The sequence below is a fragment of the Streptomyces coelicoflavus genome, assembly GCF_045041415.1.
GTDB lineage: Bacteria > Actinomycetota > Actinomycetes > Streptomycetales > Streptomycetaceae > Streptomyces > Streptomyces coelicoflavus.
The window spans coordinates 5308717-5328646 of the sequence record NZ_CP108218.1 but is presented as its reverse complement, the minus strand read 5'-3'; the positions used below and the strand labels follow the sequence as shown (position 1 = coordinate 5328646).

The following is a 19930-nucleotide window of genomic DNA, read 5'->3' as shown; positions in this document are numbered from 1 at the left end:
ACTGTCCGTGCGGGCAACCCGAGGGGCGGTGCCCGCGTCTATCCGGTCCGAGGGCGCCAACCGGAGCGGGCCCGGCGAGGCCGTAGAGTGGCTCGCCCGTGTCCGTCCGGGCGCACGAGTGAGCGAGAAGTGAGAAGCGTGAGAAGGGGGAGGGCGATCGGATTGCCGCACACCGAGACACCGGGCACCGAGGCAGCCCCGAACACTCGGCTGCGCTGGTGGACCGAGCTGCCGCTCATCGTCCTCGTGTACGCCTGTTACAGCGCCGGGCGCCTGCTCGTGCGGGGCGACGTCGACGATGCCGTCGACCACGGCCTGGCCCTCCTGGACATCGAGAAGGCGCTCTTCCTCAACGCGGAGCACCCCCTCAACCGCCTGTTCACCAGTGAGCCCTGGATCGGCGTCCCGGCGGACTTCTGGTACGCGTCGCTGCACTACCTGGTCACCCCCGCGATCCTGGTGTGGCTCTTCCGCTCCCGCGCGGTGCGCTACCGGGCCGCCCGCACCTGGCTGATGACGTCCACGTTCATCGGCCTCATCGGCTTCACCCTCCTGCCCACCTGCCCGCCCCGGCTGCTGGACGCGAGCCACGGGTTCGTCGACACGATGGCCCAGTACAGCTCGTACGGCTGGTGGGGCGGCGCGGCGAGCGCGCCGCGCGGCATGGGCGGCATGACCAACCAGTACGCGGCGATGCCGAGCCTGCACGTGGGCTGGGCGCTGTGGTGCGGGGTGATGCTGTGGCGCCACGGCGGCACCCGCCTCGCGAAGGTCGCCGCCGTCGTCTACCCCCTGGGCACCACGATCGTGGTGATGGGCACCGCCAACCACTACTTCCTCGACGCGGTCGCCGGCGTGGCCGTGATGGGCGCGGGGCTGCTGCTGACGCCGTTCGTGCTGCGGACCGCGCAGCGGCTGCGGACCAGGCTCCCGGCCCGCTTCGCACCGGTCCCGACCGGCTCCGCGACCGCTGCCGCGACCGACTCGGCGACCGCCTCCGCCCCGGCCGCGGACGACGCGGGTTCCGCGAATGTCAGTGGTGGATGCCAGACTTCCGCGGGTGAGCGATTTCCACGGCAGCGCGAGCAGCGGTTCGGAGCGGGAGCCGAGCCGGACCCCGCCCCCTCGGACGCGGGGGACGAGACTCCGGCACCGGCTCGCTGAGCTGCGCGGTCCCGACGTACCGGCCAAGGCGCTGGACGCGCGCGCCCTGGCCGCCCTCGCCGCCAACCCGGGGTGCCGCCGGCGGGCGATCCTCGACGGCGCCGGGGTGGACAAGGGCTCGCTGGCGAGCGCGCTGGGTTCCGCGTCGGTCTTCGGGCAGTCCCAGTTCGCCTTCACCCGGGGCAACGCCTTCGAGGCCAGGGTCAAGGCGGACGGCGGCGCCGAGCTGCTGCGGCTCGTGCACGACGGGCTGGACCGGGGCGCCGAACCGCCCGCCGAGGCCACGGTGCACCTGCCCGACCTGTCCGCGACCGGCCCCGAAGGGCGTGCGGCGCGGACGTCACTGGCGCTGCGCGAGGCCACCGGCGCGGCCGGCGCGTGGACGCTGCTCGACCATCCGATGCTCGCCCTCGAGGTCGCCGGTTCGCCCGCCTTCCTGGAGCCGGACGCCGTGGTGGTGCATCCGGACGGCAGCTGGACGGTCGTGGAGATCAAGTCCTTCCCCATGCTGGACGGCTCCGCCGACCCGGCGAAGGTGGGCGCCGCGGCGCGGCAGGCCGCGGTGTACGTGCTGGCCCTGGAGCGGGTCGCCGCCCGCCTCGACCCGGCCCCGCGCGTGCGCCACCGCGTCCTGCTGGTCTGCCCCAAGGACTTCTCCAACCTGCCCACCGCGTCCGCCGTCGACGTGCGCAAGCAGCGCGCCGTCACCGGCCGCCAGCTGGCCCGGCTGACCCGTGTCGAGGAGATCGCCGACGCGCTCCCGGAGGGCGTCTGCTTCTCCCCCGAGCAGTCGGCCGAGGAGCTCGCGGCGGCGGTCGAGGCGGTCCCGGCGGCGTACGCGCCCGAGTGCCTGTCCGCGTGCGAGCTGGCCTTCCACTGCCGCGCCCGGTCCCGCGAGGCCGGTGCCGTGACCTGCCTGGGCCGCCCGGTGCGGGCCGAGCTGGGCGGTCTCTCGACGGTCGAGGACGTCCTGGCCGCGGCCCGCGGGGAGGCCGGGGACCCGGACGACCCGGCGGTGGCCGCACTGCGCAGGGCGGCCGGGCTGCGCGCGGAGGCACTCGCGACGGCGGGCGGGGTGACCGGGTGTCCCTGATCACCACGCTCGCCCGGCTGGAGGCCGTGCACACCGGCCGGGCCCAGCCCGCCGCCACCGTCCGGCACCGGCACCTGTCCGACCGTCCCCTGGTCTTCGTACCGCTGACCACCGCCGGTGAGGCGGGGGCCCCGCTCGGCGCGCTGGTCGGCACCGACCGGGACGCGCCGCACCTGCTGGTCGTGCCGCAGCCGCGCGACCGCGACCTGCGCTTCGCGTTCCTGGCCGAGCTGGCGGACATCGTGCTGCCGTACGTCGAGGCGTACGCGGAGAGCGTCGAGGCCGCCGAGCGCAGCGAGACCGACCCGGAGACGGGCAAGCGGGTCAAGGTCGAGGTCGACCTGTGCGCGGACGCCGCGCAGCTGGTCGTGCCGAGCCGCGCGGGCGTCGACTTCGTACGGCTGCTCGGCCGGTCCATGCGCTTTCGGCGTACGGCGGAGCAGGATCCGGAGACCCCGCACCCCGCACCGCCCCGGGTACCGCTGCTCGGCCGGTGGCTGACCCACTACGGCGAGCGGGCCCGGGTCCCCGGCTCCTCTCTCCTCCTGGCCGTGACCGACCTGCTGGGCCGGCACTGGGCGACCGGGCAGTCCACGCTGGAGGACCAGCACCTGGGGGCCCTGCTCGCGTGGATCGCGCCGGACGGCGCGGAGGGCGCGACCGGCGCGGAGGCCGCCCGCCGGGCCGAGCTGGCCCGCGACGGGGACGGTCAGCTGCTGTGCCCGCCCGCGGGCCCGGCGACCGACCCGGCGTTCGACAACAAGCTGCTCGCCCCCGCCATCGAGCGCTACGACCGCGCCCGCACCGCGCTGGCCGCCGCCGAGGACGGTCTGGAGGCCGACGACCGGCTCGGCGCGCTCACGGCCGCCGAGCGGGAGATCCGCGCCCTGGTCGAGAGCCGTACCCGGCCCACCTGGGACGCGGTGTGGCGGGGCCTGGACCTGCTGCGCGAGCTGCCCGAGGGGGCGCACGCCGAGGAGCGCTGGACCCGTGACCGCTGGTCGTTCACCTCCCACCGCGACCGCGTCCTGGCGGGCGAGCCCCCGCAGCCGCGCCGCGACGACGCCGTGACGGCGGCGAACAAGCTGGCCACGCGCGAGCGCGAGCAGGCCCGCCTGGAGGCCCAGGAGGCGCTGGACGATCCGCTGGTGATGGCGGGGCGGCGGCTGGCCGGGGAGGCGTTCGCGGGCGAGGTCGTGGACGTGGTGATGGCGTACAGCGAGAGCAAGCGGCCCAGTCCGCGCCCGCTGGTCACGGTCCGCACGGACGACCGCCCGTACCTGGGCGAGCGGGTGAAGGTCTACCGCTCGCTGGGCGGCAAGCCCCAGACGGCCGAGTACGTCGGCCCCGCGCCGTCGGACGACGCCCCGGAGGACGGCACTCTGGTCCTGCGGATCACGGACAAGATGGGCCGCGGCAAGGAGCCGGAGGCGGGTTCGGTGCCGGAGAAGGGCGACCTGGTGTGCTTCACGCTCTTCGAGCACGAACCGCGGGGCGGCGCGAAGCTCCCCGCCCCGGAGCAGACCCCGTGGACGCACGGCGGCCCGCCCGGTGAGGCGGCCTCGGTGCCGGAGGCCGCCGACGCCCAGACCGAGGAGGACGTGCTGTGACCGCCGAGACCCTCGCCGCCCCCGCCGCCTTCGACCCGGGCGCGGAGGCGGCCCGCGCCACCGCGGCGATCCTCCACGACACCCTGCACGGCACGGAGCGCGGGGTGGTCGTCGACTCCCCGCCCGGCGCCGGGAAGTCCACGCTGGTGGTGCGGGCGGCCCTGGAGCTGGCCGACGCGGGCCGCCCCCTGATGGTGGTGGCGCAGACCAACGCCCAGGTGGACGACCTGGTGCTGCGACTGGCCGAGAGGAACCCGGACCTCCCGGTGGGCCGCCTGCACAGCAGTGACGCCGACCCGTACGACAAGGCGCTCGACGCGCTGGAGAACGTCCGCAAGTCGGCCAAGGCCGCCGACCTCGCCGGGCTGTCCGTCGTCCTGTCGACGGCGGCGAAGTGGGCGCACGTCAAGGTGGACGAGCCGTGGCGGCACGCGATCGTCGACGAGGCGTACCAGATGCGCTCGGACTCCCTGCTCGCGGTCGCCGGGCTCTTCGAACGGGCGCTGTTCGTGGGCGACCCGGGCCAGCTGGACCCGTTCGCGACGGTGGGCAGCGAGCAATGGGCGGGCCTGGCCTACGACCCGTCGTCCTCGGCGGTGACGACCCTCCTCGCCCACAACCCGGGCCTGCCCCAGCACCGTCTCCCGGTCTCCTGGCGGCTCCCTGCGTCGGCGGCCCGCCTGGTCTCCGACGCCTTCTACCCGTACACGCCGTTCCGCAGCGGCACGGACCACGGCGACCGGAGTCTGGCCTTCGAGGTGCCGTCGGACGGCTCGGCCCCCGACCGGGTGATCGACGAGGCGGCGGCCTCGGGCTGGGGCCTGCTGGAGCTTCCGCCCCGGCACACCCCGCGCACCGACCCGGAGGCGGTGCGGGCGGTGGCGGCGGTGGTCCGGCGTCTCCTCGACCGCGAAGGCCGGGCGACCTCCGAGCGCTCGCCCGACCCCGCACCCCTCACCGCCGCCCGCGTCGCCGTCGGCACCGCGCACCGCGACCAGGCGGCGGCGGTCCGTGCCGCACTGGCCGACCTGGGCGTGCACGTCGTGACCGTGGACACGGCCAACCGCCTCCAGGGCCGCGAGTACGACGTCACGGTCGTGCTGCACCCGCTCTCCGGCCGCCCCGACGCCACCGCCTTCCACCTGGAGACCGGCCGCCTGTGCGTCCTCACCTCCCGGCACCGGCACGCGTGCATCGTGGTCTGCCGGGAGGGCGTGGGCGACCTGCTGGACGACTACCCGTCCACGGAGCCGGTCCAGTTGGGGACGCTCGTGAAGTTCCCGGACGGGTGGGAGGCCAACCACGCGGTGCTGGCGCATCTCGCGGAGCACCGGGTGGCCTGGCGGCCCTGACCGGGGCGCCGGGGTGGCCGTCGAGCCCCGACGGGTGCCGTCTCAGCCCATCGGGACCTCAGCCCATCAGGACGCCGGTGATCTCCGTGGCCATGACGGTCTCCTCGGCAGCCGGAACCGTCACACGGACCGGCTCGCCCAGGTCCGACAGCACCGTGGTCACCGTCACCCGGGCACCGGCCAGGCTGAACTCCATCCGGGTCCGCACGAGCCGGCCGCGGTCGTCGACCCACGCGTCGGCGAACACGGGGATGTCGGAGCCCAGCAGGTCACGGGCGTCGTCCGTCTTCTTCCGCGTGTCCTCGGCCATCCGCAGGGTGAGGGTGTCGTGGTCGAGCATGCCGCGGTAGTGCACGGCCCGCACGCCGTCGACGGTCTCCTCGCCCTCGCGCCGCACCTTGCGCATCTGGGAGATCTGCCGGAGCACGTGCTCGGGGTCGTTGACCGGGGCCCGCAGCACGTAGTGGGCCTCCGCCGCGTCCCGGGACACGAGTGCCCACATGTCCTCGCCGACCCCGTTGAGGCCGCTGACGTAGACGTGGCCGTCGGAGAAGACCTCGTCCACGTGGCTGATGGCGCCGCCCGGAAGGTCGACCGCCACGTTCCCGTGATCGTCGGCGAAGTCGAAGTCGCCGGACACGGTCATCGGGTACTCCTCACCGTCGCCCTCCAGCACGATCTCCTGGTGGAAACGGGCCGTCCCCTTGCCGAGTTCGGCGACGGCCGCCCGTACCGCGGTGCCGTGTTCGACGGCGGGCGAGGCCACGGCGGGCTTGCCGTCGTCCTCGCCACCACGTCCCGAGCAGCCGACGCACAGCAGCACGGCGGCAGCGGTCAGACACAACAGACGACGCACGATGTCCCTCCCCGACGAATGATCGAGCACGGAACCAGGACACCGCCTCGCATACGATGATCTTACGACCTTGAAGGCGCACGCCCGTGGTCCGAATCCCGGACCGGCCGCCGAGCACCGGGGTCGGGTGCGTGCGCACGGGCGATCCCGACCGCGAGCCGCTCCACCAGCTGCCGTGCGGCCTCCGGGGCGACGACCTCGATGTGCTCGCCGAACTGGAGCAACTGCCGTACGCCGTCGACCTGGTCGTACGCCACGGTGATCTCGACCCGCCCGTCGTCCCCCTGGTCGCTCGCCGCCCTGAGCCGGGCGCCCAGGATCCGGCGGGCGATGTCGAGGCTGGCGGCGTCGACACGCGCCGTGACCGTCACGTGCTCCCTGCGCTCCAACGCGTCGCCCAACTCGCGTGCCGTACCGGCGAGGTCGGCACCGTCCCGTAGCCGACGCCCGTCGTCGAGCACGGCCCACCGCTGGAGCCGGGCGAGCGCGAACAGGCGGGGCTCGCCGTCCCGGTCGGCCACGAGATACCAACGCCCGCCCCGCTGCACGAGCCCGTAGGGATCGACCACCAACTCCCGCGCGGACGCGGCCCCGCTCCTCCGGTAGACGATCCGCAGCCGCCTCCCCGTACGCACGTCCCGCACCAGCCCCGCGACGTCGGGCAGGGGTACGTCGTCCTCGAACCAGGGCCGGTTGTCGATCGCGATCACGTCCGTCAGCGCGAGCGGCAGCTCGTCCCGGGCGGGCGGCGGCTGCCGGCGCGACGTGAGCTTGCGCAGCGCCGACCGGGCGGCCGCCTCACCGCCGAGCTGACGGGCCCGTTCGAGGTCGAGCCCGACCGCCCGCAGCAGGTCCGCCTCGCCGGTCGTCAGCTTCGACAGGTCGGCCTGGTCACCGGGCAGCAGGCTGATGCCGCCGTACTTGCCCCGCTCGGTGAAGACGGGAATCCCGGCGTCGACGAGCGCCCGCACATCGCGCAGGACGGTCCGCGTCGACACCCCCAGCTCTTCGGCCAGCGCCTCGGCGGTGGTCCGGGGCCGTGCCTGGAGGGCCGCGAGAAGCTCGATCAACCGCTGCGGCCGACTCATGCGACAGCTCCCTCACCGGAACACGACAGGTTCTGTCATGTTCTCAGGCGAGGCTGGCACCAGCGGCCGAACGGCCCGCCCGGAAGGAGCCCACACCCCATGCCCGCACCCAACCTCTTCCTCGTCTACGTCACCGACGTCGAGCGCGCGACCGCTTTCTACTCTCACCTCTTCGACATCGAGCCGGTCGTGACGACACCGCGCTACGTCCCCTTCGAGGTCGCCCCCGGGGTCCTCTTCGCCCTGTGGAGCGGCCGCGCGGACGCGGTCACGCCCCGGACCCCGCGCACCTCGGAGGTCGGCCTCATGGTCCCGGGCTCCTCGGCGGCCATCGATGCACTCCACGCCGAGTGGGTCGCCAAGGGCGTCACCGTCGCGGAGGAACCCCACGACGAGGTCTTCGGCCGCACCTTCGTGGTCACGGACCCGGACGGCAACCTGATCCGGGTCTCGCCGGTCGACTAGGCGCCGTCATGGATCGGCTGGGTGAGGTTGATCGGGTTGCCGTCGGGGTCGCTGACGTGGGCGACGCGCTGTCCCCACGGCATGTCCTTGGGGCCGCCGCTGACCGAGCCACCCAGCGTCTCCACCCGGCCGAGCGTCTCGTCGACGTCGTCGACACCGATGCTGAGCAGGATCCGCGGCGCCGTCCCGGTGCCCGGGTCCTTCTTGGCCACCAGCCCGAGGTCGGTGTCGCCGATGCGCAGGCCGAGGTAGAAGGCCGGGCCTTGGGCCGGCACCCGGAAGATCTCCTCGGCGCCGAACAATTTCGTATAGAAGTCGAGCAGAACGTCCAGGTCGGCGGTCAGGATCACTGGCTGGATGGTGGACATGGCACTCCTGTCGAGAACGGTCGGGTAGTAGGACAGACCGCTCGAGGACGGAGAACTCATCGAGACAGCCCTGGACCGCTTCACCCGGGCGCAGCACGATCGACACCTGCTGCGGCACCCACCCGGTGGCCGTACTGTCGGACTCGAACGGCTACCGAGGAGGCCTTCCGATGCGCAGGGTGACCTATTCGATGAACGTGTCCCTCGACGGCTTCATCGTCGACCCGACCGGCGCCATCGACTGGTCGGACCCGGACCCGGAGGTCTTCCGGCACTTCACCGACGAACTGCGGCGGACCGACGTCCACCTGCTGGGCCGGCGTCTGTACGAGACGATGCTGTACTGGGAGACCGCCGACCGGAACGAGTCACTCGACGCCGCGGAGCTGGAGTGGGCCGCACTGTGGAAGGCGCTCCCGAAGGTGGTGTTCTCCAGGACGCTGACGACGGTCCAGGGCACCAACACCCGCCTGGCCTCCGGCACCCTGGCGGAGGAGATCCAGCGCTTGCGGGCCGAGCCCGGCGGGGGAGACATCGCCATCGGCGGCGCGAACCTCGCCGCCGACGCCGCCGCGTCCGACCTGATCGACGAGTACCGGGCCATGGTCCACCCGGTACTGGTCGGCGGCGGCACCCCGTACTTCCCCCGGCACGAGCGCCGGGTGAAGCTCGAACTCGTCGATTCCCGCACCTTCGGCTCACGCGTCGTCCATCTCCGCCACCGCGTGGTCCACTGACCGACACGTCACGCCGTCCGTCTCCCGGCGGCCGGCGCCGCCCCCAGTTCTCGGGCGAGGAGATCCAGCGCTGGGTGGAGCCCCGTATGAGACGCACGATCATTCTCGAGCGCCCGCAGCCGACTCCGTACGAGGCCGTCATCCATGAAGCGGCTCTGCGCATCAAGGTGGTCGACAAGGCCGGTATGAGGGCTCAGCTCTCGCACATTCTGAGTCTCTCCGAATCCGACCACGTGACCGTACGCGTCGTTCCATTCGCCGTGAGCGGTTTCGCCGGCGCCGGTAGCGCGATGGTGTACGCGGGCGGACCCGTCCCCCAATTGGACACGGTCGTCCGGGACGCCCCTCACGGCACCGTCTTCGTCGACGCCGAAGCGCAACTGAGCCACTTTCGAACGTTGTTCCGCAGGGTGGAGGAAGTAGCCTTCGAGCCCGAACGTTCCCGTGAGTTCATTCACCGGCTGACGAAGGAGCTGTGACCCGATGACGCGCGGCCCATGGAAGAAGTCCTCCTACTCCGGCGGCGGCGAAGGCAACGACTGCGTCGAGGTAGCCCTCGACCACCCCCTCATAGCCGTCCGCGACTCCAAGGTCCCCGCCCGAGCCGTGCTCATCTTCCCCGCCCCCGCCTTCGCCGCCTTCCTCGCCGCCCTCCGCAGCTGAGGCACGCGGGCCGGGGGGGCGGGGCTTACGCACCTCGGCCTAGGACCCGCGCCCGATGCGCGTCGCGCGCGCGATGCCTAGGGTCGGCGTCCATGCAGGCAACGGAGATCACGCGCCGCACTGCGGCGGAGCGCAGGCGCGACGTCCTGGAACGGCTGGGCAGGGAGCGCGACGTGTGGGTGTCGACGGCCCACCCCGACCACGGGCCGCACCAGGTGCCCCTGTGGTTCCTCTGGGACGGGCGGGCCGTGTGGATGTGCACCGGCGCTTCCTCCGCGACCGCGCGCAACGTACGCGAGGAGCCGCGCGTACGGCTGTCACTGCCGGACACCTTCGACGTGGTGTTGCTGCAAGGAGAGGTGGAGGCGTATCCCGCGAGCGAGGTGCCCGACAAGGCAGCGGACGCATTCGCGGGCAAGTTCGGCTGGGACCCGCGGACGGAGCAGGGTGCATTCGTCTACCTGCGCGTCGAGCCGACGACGGTGCGGGCCTGGCGCGGAGAGCGGGAGCTTCGCGGCCGGGTCGTGGTGCGTGAGGGGGTGTGGCCGGCGTAGCGCCACCGGGCCGACGCGACCCGCCGGGGAATAACCGGAGACCCCCTCCTGTTACGTCGCGAAGCGACCCGCGTACGCACCGCGTGTACGACCACGTCAAGCACAGGAGGCACCCCACCATGCCCGCAGACGCCGCAGAGGAGATCCGGGGCACCGCCCACGGTTCGGCTCCCGTCCCCCTCTCCGTACTGGACCTGGTGACCGTGGGGGCCGGTCGGGCCGCCTCCGACGCCCTGCGGACCAGCGTGGACATCGTGCGGCTCGCCGAGGCGCGCGGGTTCGAGCGGTACTGGGTCGCCGAGCACCACTCCATGCCCGGCGTCGCCTCCTCCTCCCCCGCGGTGATCCTCGCCCACCTCGCGGCCCACACCGACCGCATCCGGCTCGGCTCCGGCGGCGTCATGCTGCCCAACCACGCGCCGCTCGTCATCGCGGAGCAGTTCGGGACGCTGGAGGCCATGGCGCCGGGGCGGGTCGACCTCGGGCTCGGCCGCGCCCCGGGCACCGACGGGGCCACCGCCGCCGCCCTGCGCCGCACCGACCGGCTGAACGAGGGCGCCGACGACTTCCCGCAGCAGCTCGCCGAGCTGATCCGGTTCCTGGACGACGACTTCCCGGACGGGCACCCGTACGGCCGTATCCACGCCGTGCCGGGGCCGGTGCAGGCCACCTCGCCCGGCGGTGTGCAGTCGGCGCACCGGCCGCCGGTGTGGCTGCTCGGCTCCTCCGGGTTCAGCGCACGGCTGGCCGGCACCCTCGGGCTGCCGTTCGCCTTCGCGCACCACTTCTCGGCGCAGAACACGGTCCCGGCGCTCGACCTGTACCGCGAGTCCTTCCGGCCGTCCGCCGTGCTGGACGCCCCGTACGCCCTCATCGGCGTCGCCGCGCTCGCGACCGACGACGAGAAGGAGGCGCGGCGGCAGGTGCTGGCGGCCGCGCTGAACATGGTCCGGCTGCGCACCGGGCGCCCGGGGCTGGTGCCGACGCCGGAGGAGGCCGAGGCGTACGACTTCAGCCCGATGGAGGAGGACTTCGTACGGTCCTGGAACGCCAACGTCGTCCACGGCACCGCCGACGAGGTCCGGGCCGGCCTCGACGACCTTCAGAAGCGCACCGGCGCCGACGAGCTGATGCTCACCGCCAACGCCCACGGCGGCGACGTACGGCTGCGCTCCTACGAGCTGATCGCCGACGCCTACGGGTTGCCGACGCCGGCCTGAACCCCCGCCGGTCCGGGCCCGGCGGAGCCCAGCAGCGCGGAGATGCGGTCCGGCGCCACCGGCCGGGAGTAGAGCCAGCCCTGGCCGGTGTCGCAGCCGATGCGGCGCAGGCGGGTCGCCTGGTCGGAGGTCTCCACGCACTCGGCGGTGACGGTCAGGCCGAGGCGGTGGGCGAGCTGGACCATCGCCTCGACGATGACCTCGTCGGCCGGGTTGGCGACCCCGGCCCCGGGCCCGGCACCCGCCCCGGTCCCGGCAGCCTCTGAAACGGCGGCCTCGTACTGGAAGCCCCGTACGAAGGCGCCGTCCAGTTTCAGCACCGAGACCGGCAGCCGGCTGAGGTAGGCCAGGTTCGAGTAGCCGGTGCCGAAGTCGTCGATGGCGATGTGGACGCCCATGTCGCTGAGCGCCTTGAGGACCTGGAGCGGGCGCCCGGCCGAGCCCATCACCGCCGACTCCGTCAGTTCCAGCTGGAGGAGGCGGGGCGCCAGGCCCGTCTCCTCCAGGGTGCGGGCGACGTCCGCGACCAGGTCGGAGTCCCAGACCTGGCGGACGGCCACGTTGACGCTGACGAAGATCGGCGGCTCCTCGGGGTGCGCCAGCTGCCAGCGGCGGGCCTGGTGGCAGGCGGTGCGCAGGATCCAGCGGCCGAGGGGAACGATCGATCCATCCTCCTCCGCCAGTGCGATGAACCGATTCGGCGCCAGTACGCCGAACTGAGGATGATTCCAGCGGATGAGCGCCTCGACGCCCCGCACCCGGCCGTCCTCCATGCCGACCAGTGGCTGGTACTCGAGGGCGAACTCGCCGCGTTCGATGGCGGGGCGGAGGGTGGCGGCCAGCGCCTGGCGGGTCATGCGGCTGGCGTTGCGCTCGGGGTCGAACAGGGTCCAGCGGGCCCGGCCGTCCGCCTTGGCCCAGTACAGGGTGGTGTCGGCGGCCTGCATCAGGGCGGTGGGGGTGGTGCCGGCGGTGTGGCGTTCGACGACGCCGACCGAGGCGGTGACCGACAGGCGCCGGTCGGAGAGTTCGAACGGCGGCTGGAGGGCCGCCAGGACCGCTCCGGCCAGGTCGGCGAGCTGGTCGGTGCCGGTGGAGTCCTCCACCAGGAGGGCGAACTCGTCGCCGCCGAGCCGGGCCACCAGGGGCGCGCCGGAGCGGGCGTGGGCGGCCTCCTCCGCGCACCGGGTCAGCCGTTCGGCGACGGCGGCGAGCAGCCGGTCGCCGACGCGGTGGCCGTGGGTGTCGTTGACGGCCTTGAAACCGTCCAGGTCCAGGTAGCACACGCCGATCCGGCCGGTGCCGCCGTGCTCGTAGGACTCGGCTTCCAGCGCGGCGGTCAGGCGTTCGAAGAACAGGGCGCGATTGGGCAGCCGGGTCACCGGGTCGTGCATCTGGAGGTGGCGCAGCCGGGCCTGGAGTTCGCGCCGGGCGCTGACGTCGGCGACGGAGAGCAGCAGGCCCTCGCAGGCGCCGTCCCCGGGCTCCCCGGAGCCGGCCAGTGGTTCGACCGTCACCTGCGCCCACAGGGAGTGCCCGTCGGCCCGCTTGAGCCGTCTGGTGCAGCGCAGCCGGGGACGGTGGCCGCGCAGCACCTCGCGGTAGGCGTGCCAGGTGCCGGCGTCGGAGGCGAGGTCGACGAGGTCGGCCGCCACGCCGCCGGCCAGCGCGGCCGGGTCGGTGCCGAGGAGGGTGCCCAGGGAGTCGTTGGCGCTCACGACCAGGCCCTCGGCGTCGACGACGGCCATGGCGAGCGGGGCGGTGGTGAACACCGACCGGTAGGCCGGGGGCCCCGTACGCCCGGTACCGGGAGCCGGATCCCCGGTACGAGGAGCCAGACCTTCGTCACGTTCTGTGATGGTCGACGGGCCGAGGTCTGTCGCGGGCGCCGGCCCTTCGGAGGTTCCGTTCACCGCTCGCTCCCGCAGTGCCTCGATCTCTGTTCGTGCTCTGTTCGTGCAGGAAAGTGTGCCGATCATAGAGGCTGACACCGGGCCCTTCCAGCCGCCGTTCCGCGCTCCGGACCGGTCGACCCCTCCGGCAGATCGTTTCTGCTCACACCTGGACGGGTCCGTCACCCCTCCGACCAGTTGTGACGTTCTGTGAGTGTCTTCGGGATGTCGCCCAGGAGAACTCCGGCGAAGACCCGGCCGGCTCACCCATCCGGTGCAGGCGAACAGGTCGTAATACGACAATCATGCACAAGCTGGGTGCGGTGTCCCGTCAACCGCGTCCGGAGGTCCATGTGCCGCGCCCGTTCCCCCGGACCAGGCTGCGCAGCACCGCCGCGGTGTGCACCACGATGTCGGCGCTCGCCGCGACCTCCCTGATCAGCGCGCCCTCGGTCGCCGAGCCGTTCTCCCCGGAGCCCTGCGCGCTCCAGCGCACCGACGTGCACCACTCCGAGGGCCTGGACACCTGGAACGCGGCCTACCCCCGGCCCGCCCGGGCGCTGGACGCGGTGATGGTGTTCCTGTCCTTCCCCGACTCCCAGCCGCTGACGGCACCGGCCGAACTCGCCGCCGACCACTTCCCGGCCACCGGCGACTTCTTCCGGCGCGCCTCCTACGGCGCCTTCACGCTCCGCGCGCACCCGCTGCGGGACTGGATCCGGATGCCGAGCCCGTCGACGTCGTACGCCATACGGCGTGACTGGGGTCCCGAGCACCGGGCCGCCTACCTGCGCGACGCGCTGGCCGCGGCCGACCGGCACGTCGACTTCTCGCGGTACGACGTCGTCTACTTCGTCGCGGACCCGGACGCGCCCGGCGTGGACTCCGACGCCACGAAGGTCGTCAACCTGGACACCCCGATGCGGGCCGACGGCACCGACATCCGGCGGGTCGTCACGGTCTTCGAGAACCATCCGCCGGACCGGCTGGTCCTGGCCCACGAGACCGGGCACGTCTTCGACCTGCCGGACCTGTACCACCGGCCGGTGGACGGCAAGGGCGACTGGGACACGCACGTCGGCGACTGGGACCTGATGGGCAGCCAGTTCGGGCTCGCCCCCGACCTGTTCGGCTGGCACAAGTGGAAGCTGGGCTGGTTGCAGCCCCGGCAGGTGGTCTGTGTACGGGGCGGCGAACCGGCCCGGCTGACGATGGAGCCGCTGGAGGCGGGCCCGGGCGTGGTGGTGACCGGCGCCGCCGGAGCGCCGGCCTTCGGCCTGGGGCGGGGTACGAAGCTGGCGGTGGTGCGCACGGGGGCGGGCAGCGCGCTCGCCTTCGAGGTGCGCGCGCCGGTCGGCAACGACGCCTCCGCCTGCCGCGCGGGGGTGCTGGTGTACCGGGTGCGCAGCGGGGCGCAGTCGGGCGGCGGGCCGATCGAGGTGGTCGACGCCCACCCGGGCACCGAGGCCTGCTGGGCCGACTCGGTCTACCCCCCGCTCGCCGACGCGCCGGTGGGCCTGGGCGAGAGCTTCACGGTCCCGGGCGACGGCGTGCGGGTCGAGGTCGAGGACCGCACGGAGTCGGGCACCTGGACCGTACAGATCACCCCCGGTTGACCTACTCGTCCCCGGCCCACCCACACCCCTGGGCGAGCCCACCACCCCCGGCCCACCGAGCGGGGGGGGTGTGGGTGGCGAAGCCCCCACAACGCGCGGCGAAGCCGCGCAAAAACAACGATGGCGAGGCCGGTTCGCGCTTTCCGCGAACACGCCTCGCCATCGCCAACGTGCGCCGCCAGGGACTCGAACCCCGGACCCGCTGATTAAGAGTCAGCTGCTCTAACCAACTGAGCTAGCGGCGCCTGCTGACGTCGTAGACCTTAGCACCCTGGTCGGCGGGAGGAAAAATCGAAATCCGCACCGCCGCGCGGGCCGCCCGCACCGCCGCCCAGAGCAGGATCTCCGGGCCGGGCAGCCAGGGCCGGCGGATGTCCGGGGCCACCAGCCAGCGGGACCCGGAGCGCGCCGGCCCACCCGCTGGAGCGGCGGGACCCGCGGGGGCCGGGACGGTCACCGTGTCCCCGACGCCGTGGCACAGCAGCGGCGGCACCGCGCCCGTACGCCCGTCCGCCCGGCCGCGGGCGCCCCACTCCTCCCAGTCGAGCAGCGAGGGCAGACGCTGGGCGGTGCCCGGCGCGGCGAACAGCAGCATCCGGCCGCGGAACTCCGCCACCGGGCCGGAACCCGGGCCGTCCTCCCACAGCCGGTCGAGCATCCGGCGGCCGAAGATCGCGGGAGCACTCACCACGTCGAAGGCGGAGCCGCAGGGCAGGACGACCGGGGCCGCGGGCCGCTCCTCCCAGAGCGCGAGCGTGTCGCGCGGGTACGCGACCGCCGACGCCAGCCAGGCGGCGCCGTCCGCGGTGACGTCCGAGACGTGGGGCGTGGCGTTGCGTGTGCTGCTCATACCGCAGATATCTACCGTGCGTGAGGAGAAAGCTCCGCCGGGTTACCGGAAACGGGGACGCGACGACCGGGAAGGGAGTATCTTGCCCAGCCCCCTGTCATATGCGCCCCGGTTACTCGGCCGGTTCGCCGCGCATCAGGTCGCGCCCGAACTCCACCATCTTCTTGGCGTAGTCCTCGGTCCACTCGGCCCGTTCGGCGATGTCCGCGGTCGTCAGGCGGTCGAACCGCCGGGGATCGGCCAGCTGCGCCGCGGCGAGCGCCTGGAACTCCATCGCCCGGTCCGCCGCCGCACGGAACGCGTGGGTCAGTTCGGTGGCCCGCTCCAGCAGGGCCCGGGGGTCGTCGATCGACTCGAGGTCGAAGAAGTGCTCCGGGTCGGCGGCCGCCTCCGCCGGCTCGAAGAGCAGGGGCGCGGGGCGTAGCCGCGGTTCGTGCCGACGCGGCGTGGGCTCCGCCATGTCTTCTCCTCCTCGTGCGTGACGACGGCCCGTCCCCGGGTGCGGGGGTCACTCCGGTGGAGTGGGCCACCGTCCATTGTCCCGCGCTCGCGCAAGAGGGCGGGGTGTGTCCGGCACCGCGCCCCGGACACACCCCGCCCACCCGGCCGTGTCAGCCGGCGTACGTCTCGAACTCGGCGACCTTCGGGGTGCCCGAGGCGCCGGTGATCTCGAAGGTGATCTTCTCCAGCGAGACCGGGGAGAAGGCGATCACGCCCGCGCCGCTGCCGGAGGCCAGGACGGCACCGGTGTCGTGGTTGAGGACGCGGTAGGAGCCGATGGTGCCCTGGGAGCCCGATGCCTCCCGGATGTTGATCTTGGCGACGGTCCGGGCGGAGGACCACTTGACGGAGACGGAGCCGGTCGTGCCGGAGGGGGACCAGTAGGTGCTCATGTCACCGTCGCGGACGTTGCCGTAGCTGGTGCCGCTCGCCTTGGACGAGCCGTCGGAGCCGGCCCCGATGCTGAGGTTGGTCCCGCTCGGCGGATCCGTGGGGTCCGGGTCCGTCGGGTCCGGGTCGGTCGGGTCCGGGTCCGTGGGGTCGGTCGGGTCCGGGCTCTGCGGTGTGCAGCTGCCGTCCGACACCTTCAGGCCCTTGTTCGCGCCCGCCGTACCGCTCACGACGGACGGCACGCAGGAGGCGTCGTCGAGGGTGTAGGAGTACGGGATGGAGACGGTGGTGTTGGACTGCGGGTCGGGGCCGGCCGGGTTGTTGTCCCCTCCGGGCTCGGACCAGGTCACGTTGTCGAAGATGTTGCCGCTGACCTGCCAGGAGCCGGCCTCGTCGGTGTAGAAGGTGCCGAGGACGTCCTTGGAGTCCTCGAAGTAGTTGTTGTCGACCTTGGCCTTGGCGCCCGCCCGGGAGTTGATCCCGGACTTGTTCAGGCTCACGTAGTGGTTGTTGTACATGTGGGCGACGCCGCCGCGCAGGAGGGGCGCGCGGGAGTCGATGTTCTCGTACAGGTTGTGGTGGAAGGTGACGTAGCCGTTGGAGCGGTCGCTCTCGCTGGAGCCGATGAGCCCGCCGCGGCCGGAGTTGCGCAGGACGCTGTAGGACAGGGTGACGTACTGGGTGTTGTCCTTCATGTCGAAGAGGCCGTCGTAGCCCTCCGACTCGCCGCCCGAGGCCTCCAGGGTGGAGTGGTCGACCCAGACGTTGCGGACGTCGCTCTCCATGCCGATGGCGTCGCCGCCGTTGGAGGTGGGCGAACCGGACTTCTTGACGTTCCGGACGGTCACGTTCTGGATGACGATGTTGCTGGACTCCCGGATGTGGATGCCCAGTTGGTCGAAGACGGCACCGCTGCCGACGCCGACGATGGTGATGTTGCTGACCTGCTTCAGCTCGATCTTGTCGGCGGCGGTGTTGCAGCTGTCGCCCGACACCTTGCTGGTGTTGCCGTGGTTGATGGTGCCCTCGACCTCGATGACGATCGGGGTACTGCTGCTGGCACGGCCGCACAGGGCCTGGTGGATCGCCGTGCCGGTGGTGGCGCGGACGGTCTGCCCGCCCGCGCCGCCGGTCGTGCCGCCGTTCTGGGTCGCGTAGCCGGTGGCGCCGCCGGCCGCCGCCGACGCCGTCTCGGGCATCGTCAGCACCACACCGGCCGCGGCCGCGAGGGCCAGCGTGCCCAGTGCCGCTTGGAGTCGCAGCGCGACTGGTCGTCTCATCCTCGGTCTCCCCATTCGCCTTCACATGCCGGAACGGAAGCCATGGCGTGATCATGTCAATCACAGCCATGGCGGAAAGCGCTTTCTCGGCGTGAGAATAGGGGGAGCTTCGGGTGCTGACAAGGGTTCAGGTACGCAACCCGTTGTTCAGGTGAACGATTTATGTCCATCTATCTGAACCATCGGCGCTCGATGTGCACCCCGGCCGGAGCTGCGGTACGATCATCTTGCCTGATCACGGGGGCCAACTCCCCGCAGCAGGCAGTGCGTTGGTGGTCCAAGGAAAGACGCCCCACTTCCCGTGGGGAAATGCAGGTGCAAGGCCTGCCCAGCGCTCGACGAGAACCCCGGTTCCGCTCACGCGGGACCGGGGTTCTTCCGTGCGGCGGGCCTGCCACGACACCGCCGTGGACCGTCCCAGGGGGTGTCGTTTGGATCTTGCCGGGGTCGCGGGGTCTGGCACCGTTGCCTGGAGCCGCCCTGATCCAAACGACACCCCCTAGGCCTGCACCACCGGCTCCCGGGTGAACAGTGCGCCCAGTTCCGGCGCGTTGACGCGGCGGTCGGCCAGGCGCAGGCCCTCCCAGACGGTGACCTGGTTGGCGGTGAGGACCGGCTTGCCCAGTTCCTTCTCCAGGGCCGGGATGTGGGCCGCCGTGCGCAGGGCCGTGTCCGGGAGGAACACCGCCTCGGCGTCCGGGCGGTCGGCGGCGCGGGCCAGCGCCAGCACCTCGTCCTCCGTCCAGGTGCCGACCTCCGCGGCGGTGATGATGCCGGAGCTGACGACGTCGGACACTCCGATGCCGGCGGCGCCGAGGAAGTCCGCGAAGAGCCGCGCCACGTCGTCCGGGTAGGTCGCGCCGATCGAGACCCGCCGCGCCCCGATCTCCTTCGCCGCGTGCACGAAGGCGAAGGAGGTGGAGGAGGCCGGCAGACCCGCCGCCCGGGCCAGGGCGCGCACCTGTTCGTGCGCGCCGTCCCAGCCGTGGACGAAGCTGCCGCTGGTGCAGGCCCACACCACGGCGTCGGCGCCGGCCAGCCGCAGCTCGGCCACGCCCGCCTCGAGGCGCCGCGGCGCGCCCATCTCGAGCAGCGCGTCCACCCGGTGGGCGTCCTCGCCGATGTCCGTGTGCACCAGGTCCACCCGGATGTCGCTGCCCAGGAGCTGCTCGATGCGTGGGTAGTCGTCCTCGCCGGAGTGGCCCGGGTACAGGAATCCCAGTGCTGTCATGTCCACCCTTCCTGCTGCTGTTCGGTGTCCGGGACGTCACCGACGCCCGGCAGGTCCGCCGCCGCGGGTCCGACCGGACCCGCCACCGCGGGGTCGACGGGACCGGCGGGTCCCACCACCGTGGGACCGGCCGCGGCCGTCGCGGCGGGGCCGATGCGGGCGGCCGGATCGGTGAGCGCCTGGTACGGCCCCACCGCAGGGGTACCCAGTCGGCGCAGTGCCGCCCACATCGTCACTTGGTTGGCCGAGATCACGGGGATCCGCAGCTCGGCCTCCAGCTGCGGGATGACGTCGTAGGTGGGGAGGTTGGTGCAGGAGATGAACAGGGCGTCCGCCGCCCCCGGCGCGGGCACGGCCTGGCGGGCCATGTCGGCCACGTCGCGGTACGGGACCTTCCAGATGTGCCGGGTCAGCCCCATGAAGGCGCAGCCGGAGATGGTGACGCCCGCCTCGGCGACGTACGCCTCCAGCGCCCGGGTCACGGACACGGTGTACGGCGTCACCAGCGCGACCCGGCGTACGCCCAGCTCGGTCAGCGCGTCCAGCAGTGCGCCGGAGGTGGTGACGGACGGGACGGCGCCCGCCCAGGTCATCGCCTCGCACATGGCGCGTTCCCCGGCGATGCCGCCGACGAAGCTGCCCGAGGTGCAGGCGTAGGCGACGACCTGGGGCGCGATGGCGTTGAGGGTGCGGACCGCCTCGCCGAGGGTCTCGTGTTCGCTGACCATCCGGGCGAGGTCCAGACTGACCTCGACGGGTACGAAGGGCGTCCGTGTCATGTGCAGCGACACGTCGTCGGGCACCCATCGCCACAGCTCGCGATCGAGTGCGAAGTCGAACGGGGCGACCACGCCGACCCCGCGTTGCGGAGCTGGTCCGCCGAGAAAGGAGATGTCCATGGCACGCACCGGCCTCACACTGAGGAAGGAGAGGGCAACGCACCGTTACGCACGGCCGTGTTGACGAAGGTAGGTTCCGGTGCGAGCGTGGTCAATCCACC

Annotated in this window: 20 protein-coding genes and 1 tRNA gene; 11 read left to right on the top strand and 10 right to left on the bottom strand. The window is 72.8% G+C overall.

The window, feature by feature from the left end; translation table 11 throughout:
• Window positions 1-162 precede the first annotated feature (162 nt).
• Genes OHA99_RS23760 through OHA99_RS23745 form a run of 4 tightly spaced genes read left to right on the top strand, consistent with a single transcriptional unit; the run spans window position 163 to window position 5219 of the window.
• Window positions 163-1164 (top strand): phosphatase PAP2 family protein, encoded by a 1002-nt coding sequence (locus tag OHA99_RS23760; protein ID WP_153179714.1) that lies wholly within the window; start codon window positions 163-165, stop codon window positions 1162-1164.
• Window positions 1061-2257: a hypothetical protein gene (locus tag OHA99_RS23755; protein WP_381501772.1), complete on the top strand. Its 1197-nt coding sequence runs from the start codon at window positions 1061-1063 to the stop codon at window positions 2255-2257. The genes OHA99_RS23760 and OHA99_RS23755 overlap by 104 nt, the downstream gene beginning before the upstream one ends.
• A complete protein-coding gene (locus OHA99_RS23750) occupies window positions 2248-3867 on the top strand; it encodes a hypothetical protein (RefSeq protein ID WP_405697698.1) in 1620 nt (539 codons plus the stop codon). The genes OHA99_RS23755 and OHA99_RS23750 overlap by 10 nt, the downstream gene beginning before the upstream one ends.
• Window positions 3864-5219: an AAA family ATPase gene (locus OHA99_RS23745; RefSeq protein WP_405697696.1), complete on the top strand. Its 1356-nt coding sequence runs from the start codon at window positions 3864-3866 to the stop codon at window positions 5217-5219. Before OHA99_RS23750 ends, OHA99_RS23745 begins: the two co-directional genes overlap by 4 nt.
• A 58-nt stretch (window positions 5220-5277) precedes the next feature.
• Here the strand turns inward: OHA99_RS23745 and OHA99_RS23740 are convergent, their stop codons facing one another.
• Both OHA99_RS23740 and OHA99_RS23735 read right to left on the bottom strand, forming a co-directional pair.
• Entirely contained in the window at window positions 5278-6075 is a 798-nt protein-coding gene (locus tag OHA99_RS23740; RefSeq protein WP_405697694.1) for an LppX_LprAFG lipoprotein, read from the bottom strand.
• 62 nt (window positions 6076-6137) lie between these two features.
• Window positions 6138-7163 carry a helix-turn-helix transcriptional regulator gene (locus OHA99_RS23735; protein WP_405697692.1) on the bottom strand — a complete coding sequence of 342 codons (1026 nt, stop codon included), beginning with the start codon at window positions 7161-7163 and terminating at the stop codon, window positions 6138-6140.
• Window positions 7164-7262: 99 nt separating this feature from the next.
• Between OHA99_RS23735 and OHA99_RS23730 the strand changes: the two genes are divergently transcribed.
• The gene (locus OHA99_RS23730; RefSeq protein WP_405697690.1) at window positions 7263-7628 is read left to right on the top strand and encodes a VOC family protein; all 366 of its coding nucleotides are present in this window, start codon (window positions 7263-7265) and stop codon (window positions 7626-7628) included.
• Here OHA99_RS23730 and OHA99_RS23725 read toward each other — a convergent pair.
• Complete coding sequence (locus OHA99_RS23725; RefSeq protein ID WP_405697688.1) at window positions 7625-7996, bottom strand: VOC family protein; 372 nt, start codon at window positions 7994-7996, stop codon at window positions 7625-7627. The genes OHA99_RS23730 and OHA99_RS23725 overlap by 4 nt on opposite strands.
• Before the next feature lie 170 nt (window positions 7997-8166).
• On the opposite strand from OHA99_RS23725, the gene OHA99_RS23720 reads away from it, so the two are divergent.
• From OHA99_RS23720 to OHA99_RS23700, 5 genes are all read left to right on the top strand, one after another.
• A complete protein-coding gene (locus OHA99_RS23720) occupies window positions 8167-8733 on the top strand; it encodes a dihydrofolate reductase family protein (protein ID WP_405697686.1) in 567 nt (188 codons plus the stop codon).
• Entirely contained in the window at window positions 8730-9212 is a 483-nt protein-coding gene (locus OHA99_RS23715) for a DUF5753 domain-containing protein (protein WP_381505626.1), read from the top strand. The genes OHA99_RS23720 and OHA99_RS23715 overlap by 4 nt, the downstream gene beginning before the upstream one ends.
• 4 nt (window positions 9213-9216) lie before the next feature.
• Window positions 9217-9396 (top strand): DUF397 domain-containing protein, encoded by a 180-nt coding sequence (locus OHA99_RS23710; RefSeq protein WP_153179708.1) that lies wholly within the window; start codon window positions 9217-9219, stop codon window positions 9394-9396.
• Window positions 9397-9488: 92 nt separating this feature from the next.
• Window positions 9489-9950 carry a pyridoxamine 5'-phosphate oxidase family protein gene (locus OHA99_RS23705; RefSeq protein WP_153179707.1) on the top strand — a complete coding sequence of 154 codons (462 nt, stop codon included), beginning with the start codon at window positions 9489-9491 and terminating at the stop codon, window positions 9948-9950.
• A gap of 119 nt (window positions 9951-10069) precedes the next feature.
• Entirely contained in the window at window positions 10070-11170 is a 1101-nt protein-coding gene (locus OHA99_RS23700) for an LLM class flavin-dependent oxidoreductase (RefSeq protein WP_153179706.1), read from the top strand.
• Here the strand turns inward: OHA99_RS23700 and OHA99_RS23695 are convergent.
• Window positions 11146-13083 carry a putative bifunctional diguanylate cyclase/phosphodiesterase gene (locus OHA99_RS23695; RefSeq protein ID WP_405697683.1) on the bottom strand — a complete coding sequence of 646 codons (1938 nt, stop codon included), beginning with the start codon at window positions 13081-13083 and terminating at the stop codon, window positions 11146-11148. The genes OHA99_RS23700 and OHA99_RS23695 overlap by 25 nt on opposite strands.
• Before the next feature lie 284 nt (window positions 13084-13367).
• On the opposite strand from OHA99_RS23695, the gene OHA99_RS23690 reads away from it, so the two are divergent.
• Window positions 13368-14678, top strand: a complete 1311-nt coding sequence (locus OHA99_RS23690) for a M6 family metalloprotease domain-containing protein (protein ID WP_153179704.1) — start codon at window positions 13368-13370, stop codon at window positions 14676-14678.
• 171 nt (window positions 14679-14849) lie between these two features.
• Here the strand turns inward: OHA99_RS23690 and OHA99_RS23685 are convergent.
• The 6 genes from OHA99_RS23685 to OHA99_RS23660 form a co-directional block, all read right to left on the bottom strand.
• Window positions 14850-14923: transfer RNA gene (locus OHA99_RS23685), tRNA-Lys, on the bottom strand.
• Complete coding sequence (locus tag OHA99_RS23680; RefSeq protein WP_153179703.1) at window positions 14914-15528, bottom strand: bifunctional DNA primase/polymerase; 615 nt, start codon at window positions 15526-15528, stop codon at window positions 14914-14916. The genes OHA99_RS23685 and OHA99_RS23680 overlap by 10 nt, the downstream gene beginning before the upstream one ends.
• Before the next feature lie 112 nt (window positions 15529-15640).
• Window positions 15641-15988, bottom strand: a complete 348-nt coding sequence (locus OHA99_RS23675; RefSeq protein ID WP_153179702.1) for a hypothetical protein — start codon at window positions 15986-15988, stop codon at window positions 15641-15643.
• A 151-nt stretch (window positions 15989-16139) separates the two neighbouring features.
• Complete coding sequence (locus OHA99_RS23670) at window positions 16140-17699, bottom strand: polysaccharide lyase family 1 protein (RefSeq protein ID WP_153179701.1); 1560 nt, start codon at window positions 17697-17699, stop codon at window positions 16140-16142.
• 499 nt (window positions 17700-18198) lie between these two features.
• Complete coding sequence (locus OHA99_RS23665) at window positions 18199-18930, bottom strand: aspartate/glutamate racemase family protein (RefSeq protein WP_153179700.1); 732 nt, start codon at window positions 18928-18930, stop codon at window positions 18199-18201.
• Window positions 18927-19829: an aspartate/glutamate racemase family protein gene (locus OHA99_RS23660; protein ID WP_042826197.1), complete on the bottom strand. Its 903-nt coding sequence runs from the start codon at window positions 19827-19829 to the stop codon at window positions 18927-18929. The genes OHA99_RS23665 and OHA99_RS23660 overlap by 4 nt, the downstream gene beginning before the upstream one ends.
• Window positions 19830-19930: the final 101 nt, after the last annotated feature.

Coding starts and splice junctions, on each gene's coding strand:
- OHA99_RS23670 (WP_153179701.1), bottom strand. CDS start 17,699: ATGAGACGACCAGTCGCGCTGCGACTCCAAGCGGCACTGGGCACGCTG.
- OHA99_RS23700 (WP_153179706.1), top strand. CDS start 10,070: ATGCCCGCAGACGCCGCAGAGGAGATCCGGGGCACCGCCCACGGTTCG.
- OHA99_RS23720 (WP_405697686.1), top strand. CDS start 8,167: ATGCGCAGGGTGACCTATTCGATGAACGTGTCCCTCGACGGCTTCATC.
- OHA99_RS23675 (WP_153179702.1), bottom strand. CDS start 15,988: ATGGCGGAGCCCACGCCGCGTCGGCACGAACCGCGGCTACGCCCCGCG.
- OHA99_RS23705 (WP_153179707.1), top strand. CDS start 9,489: ATGCAGGCAACGGAGATCACGCGCCGCACTGCGGCGGAGCGCAGGCGC.
- OHA99_RS23660 (WP_042826197.1), bottom strand. CDS start 19,829: ATGGACATCTCCTTTCTCGGCGGACCAGCTCCGCAACGCGGGGTCGGC.
- OHA99_RS23730 (WP_405697690.1), top strand. CDS start 7,263: ATGCCCGCACCCAACCTCTTCCTCGTCTACGTCACCGACGTCGAGCGC.
- OHA99_RS23735 (WP_405697692.1), bottom strand. CDS start 7,163: ATGAGTCGGCCGCAGCGGTTGATCGAGCTTCTCGCGGCCCTCCAGGCA.
- OHA99_RS23690 (WP_153179704.1), top strand. CDS start 13,368: ATGCACAAGCTGGGTGCGGTGTCCCGTCAACCGCGTCCGGAGGTCCAT.
- OHA99_RS23725 (WP_405697688.1), bottom strand. CDS start 7,996: ATGTCCACCATCCAGCCAGTGATCCTGACCGCCGACCTGGACGTTCTG.
- OHA99_RS23710 (WP_153179708.1), top strand. CDS start 9,217: ATGACGCGCGGCCCATGGAAGAAGTCCTCCTACTCCGGCGGCGGCGAA.
- OHA99_RS23665 (WP_153179700.1), bottom strand. CDS start 18,930: ATGACAGCACTGGGATTCCTGTACCCGGGCCACTCCGGCGAGGACGAC.
- OHA99_RS23680 (WP_153179703.1), bottom strand. CDS start 15,528: ATGAGCAGCACACGCAACGCCACGCCCCACGTCTCGGACGTCACCGCG.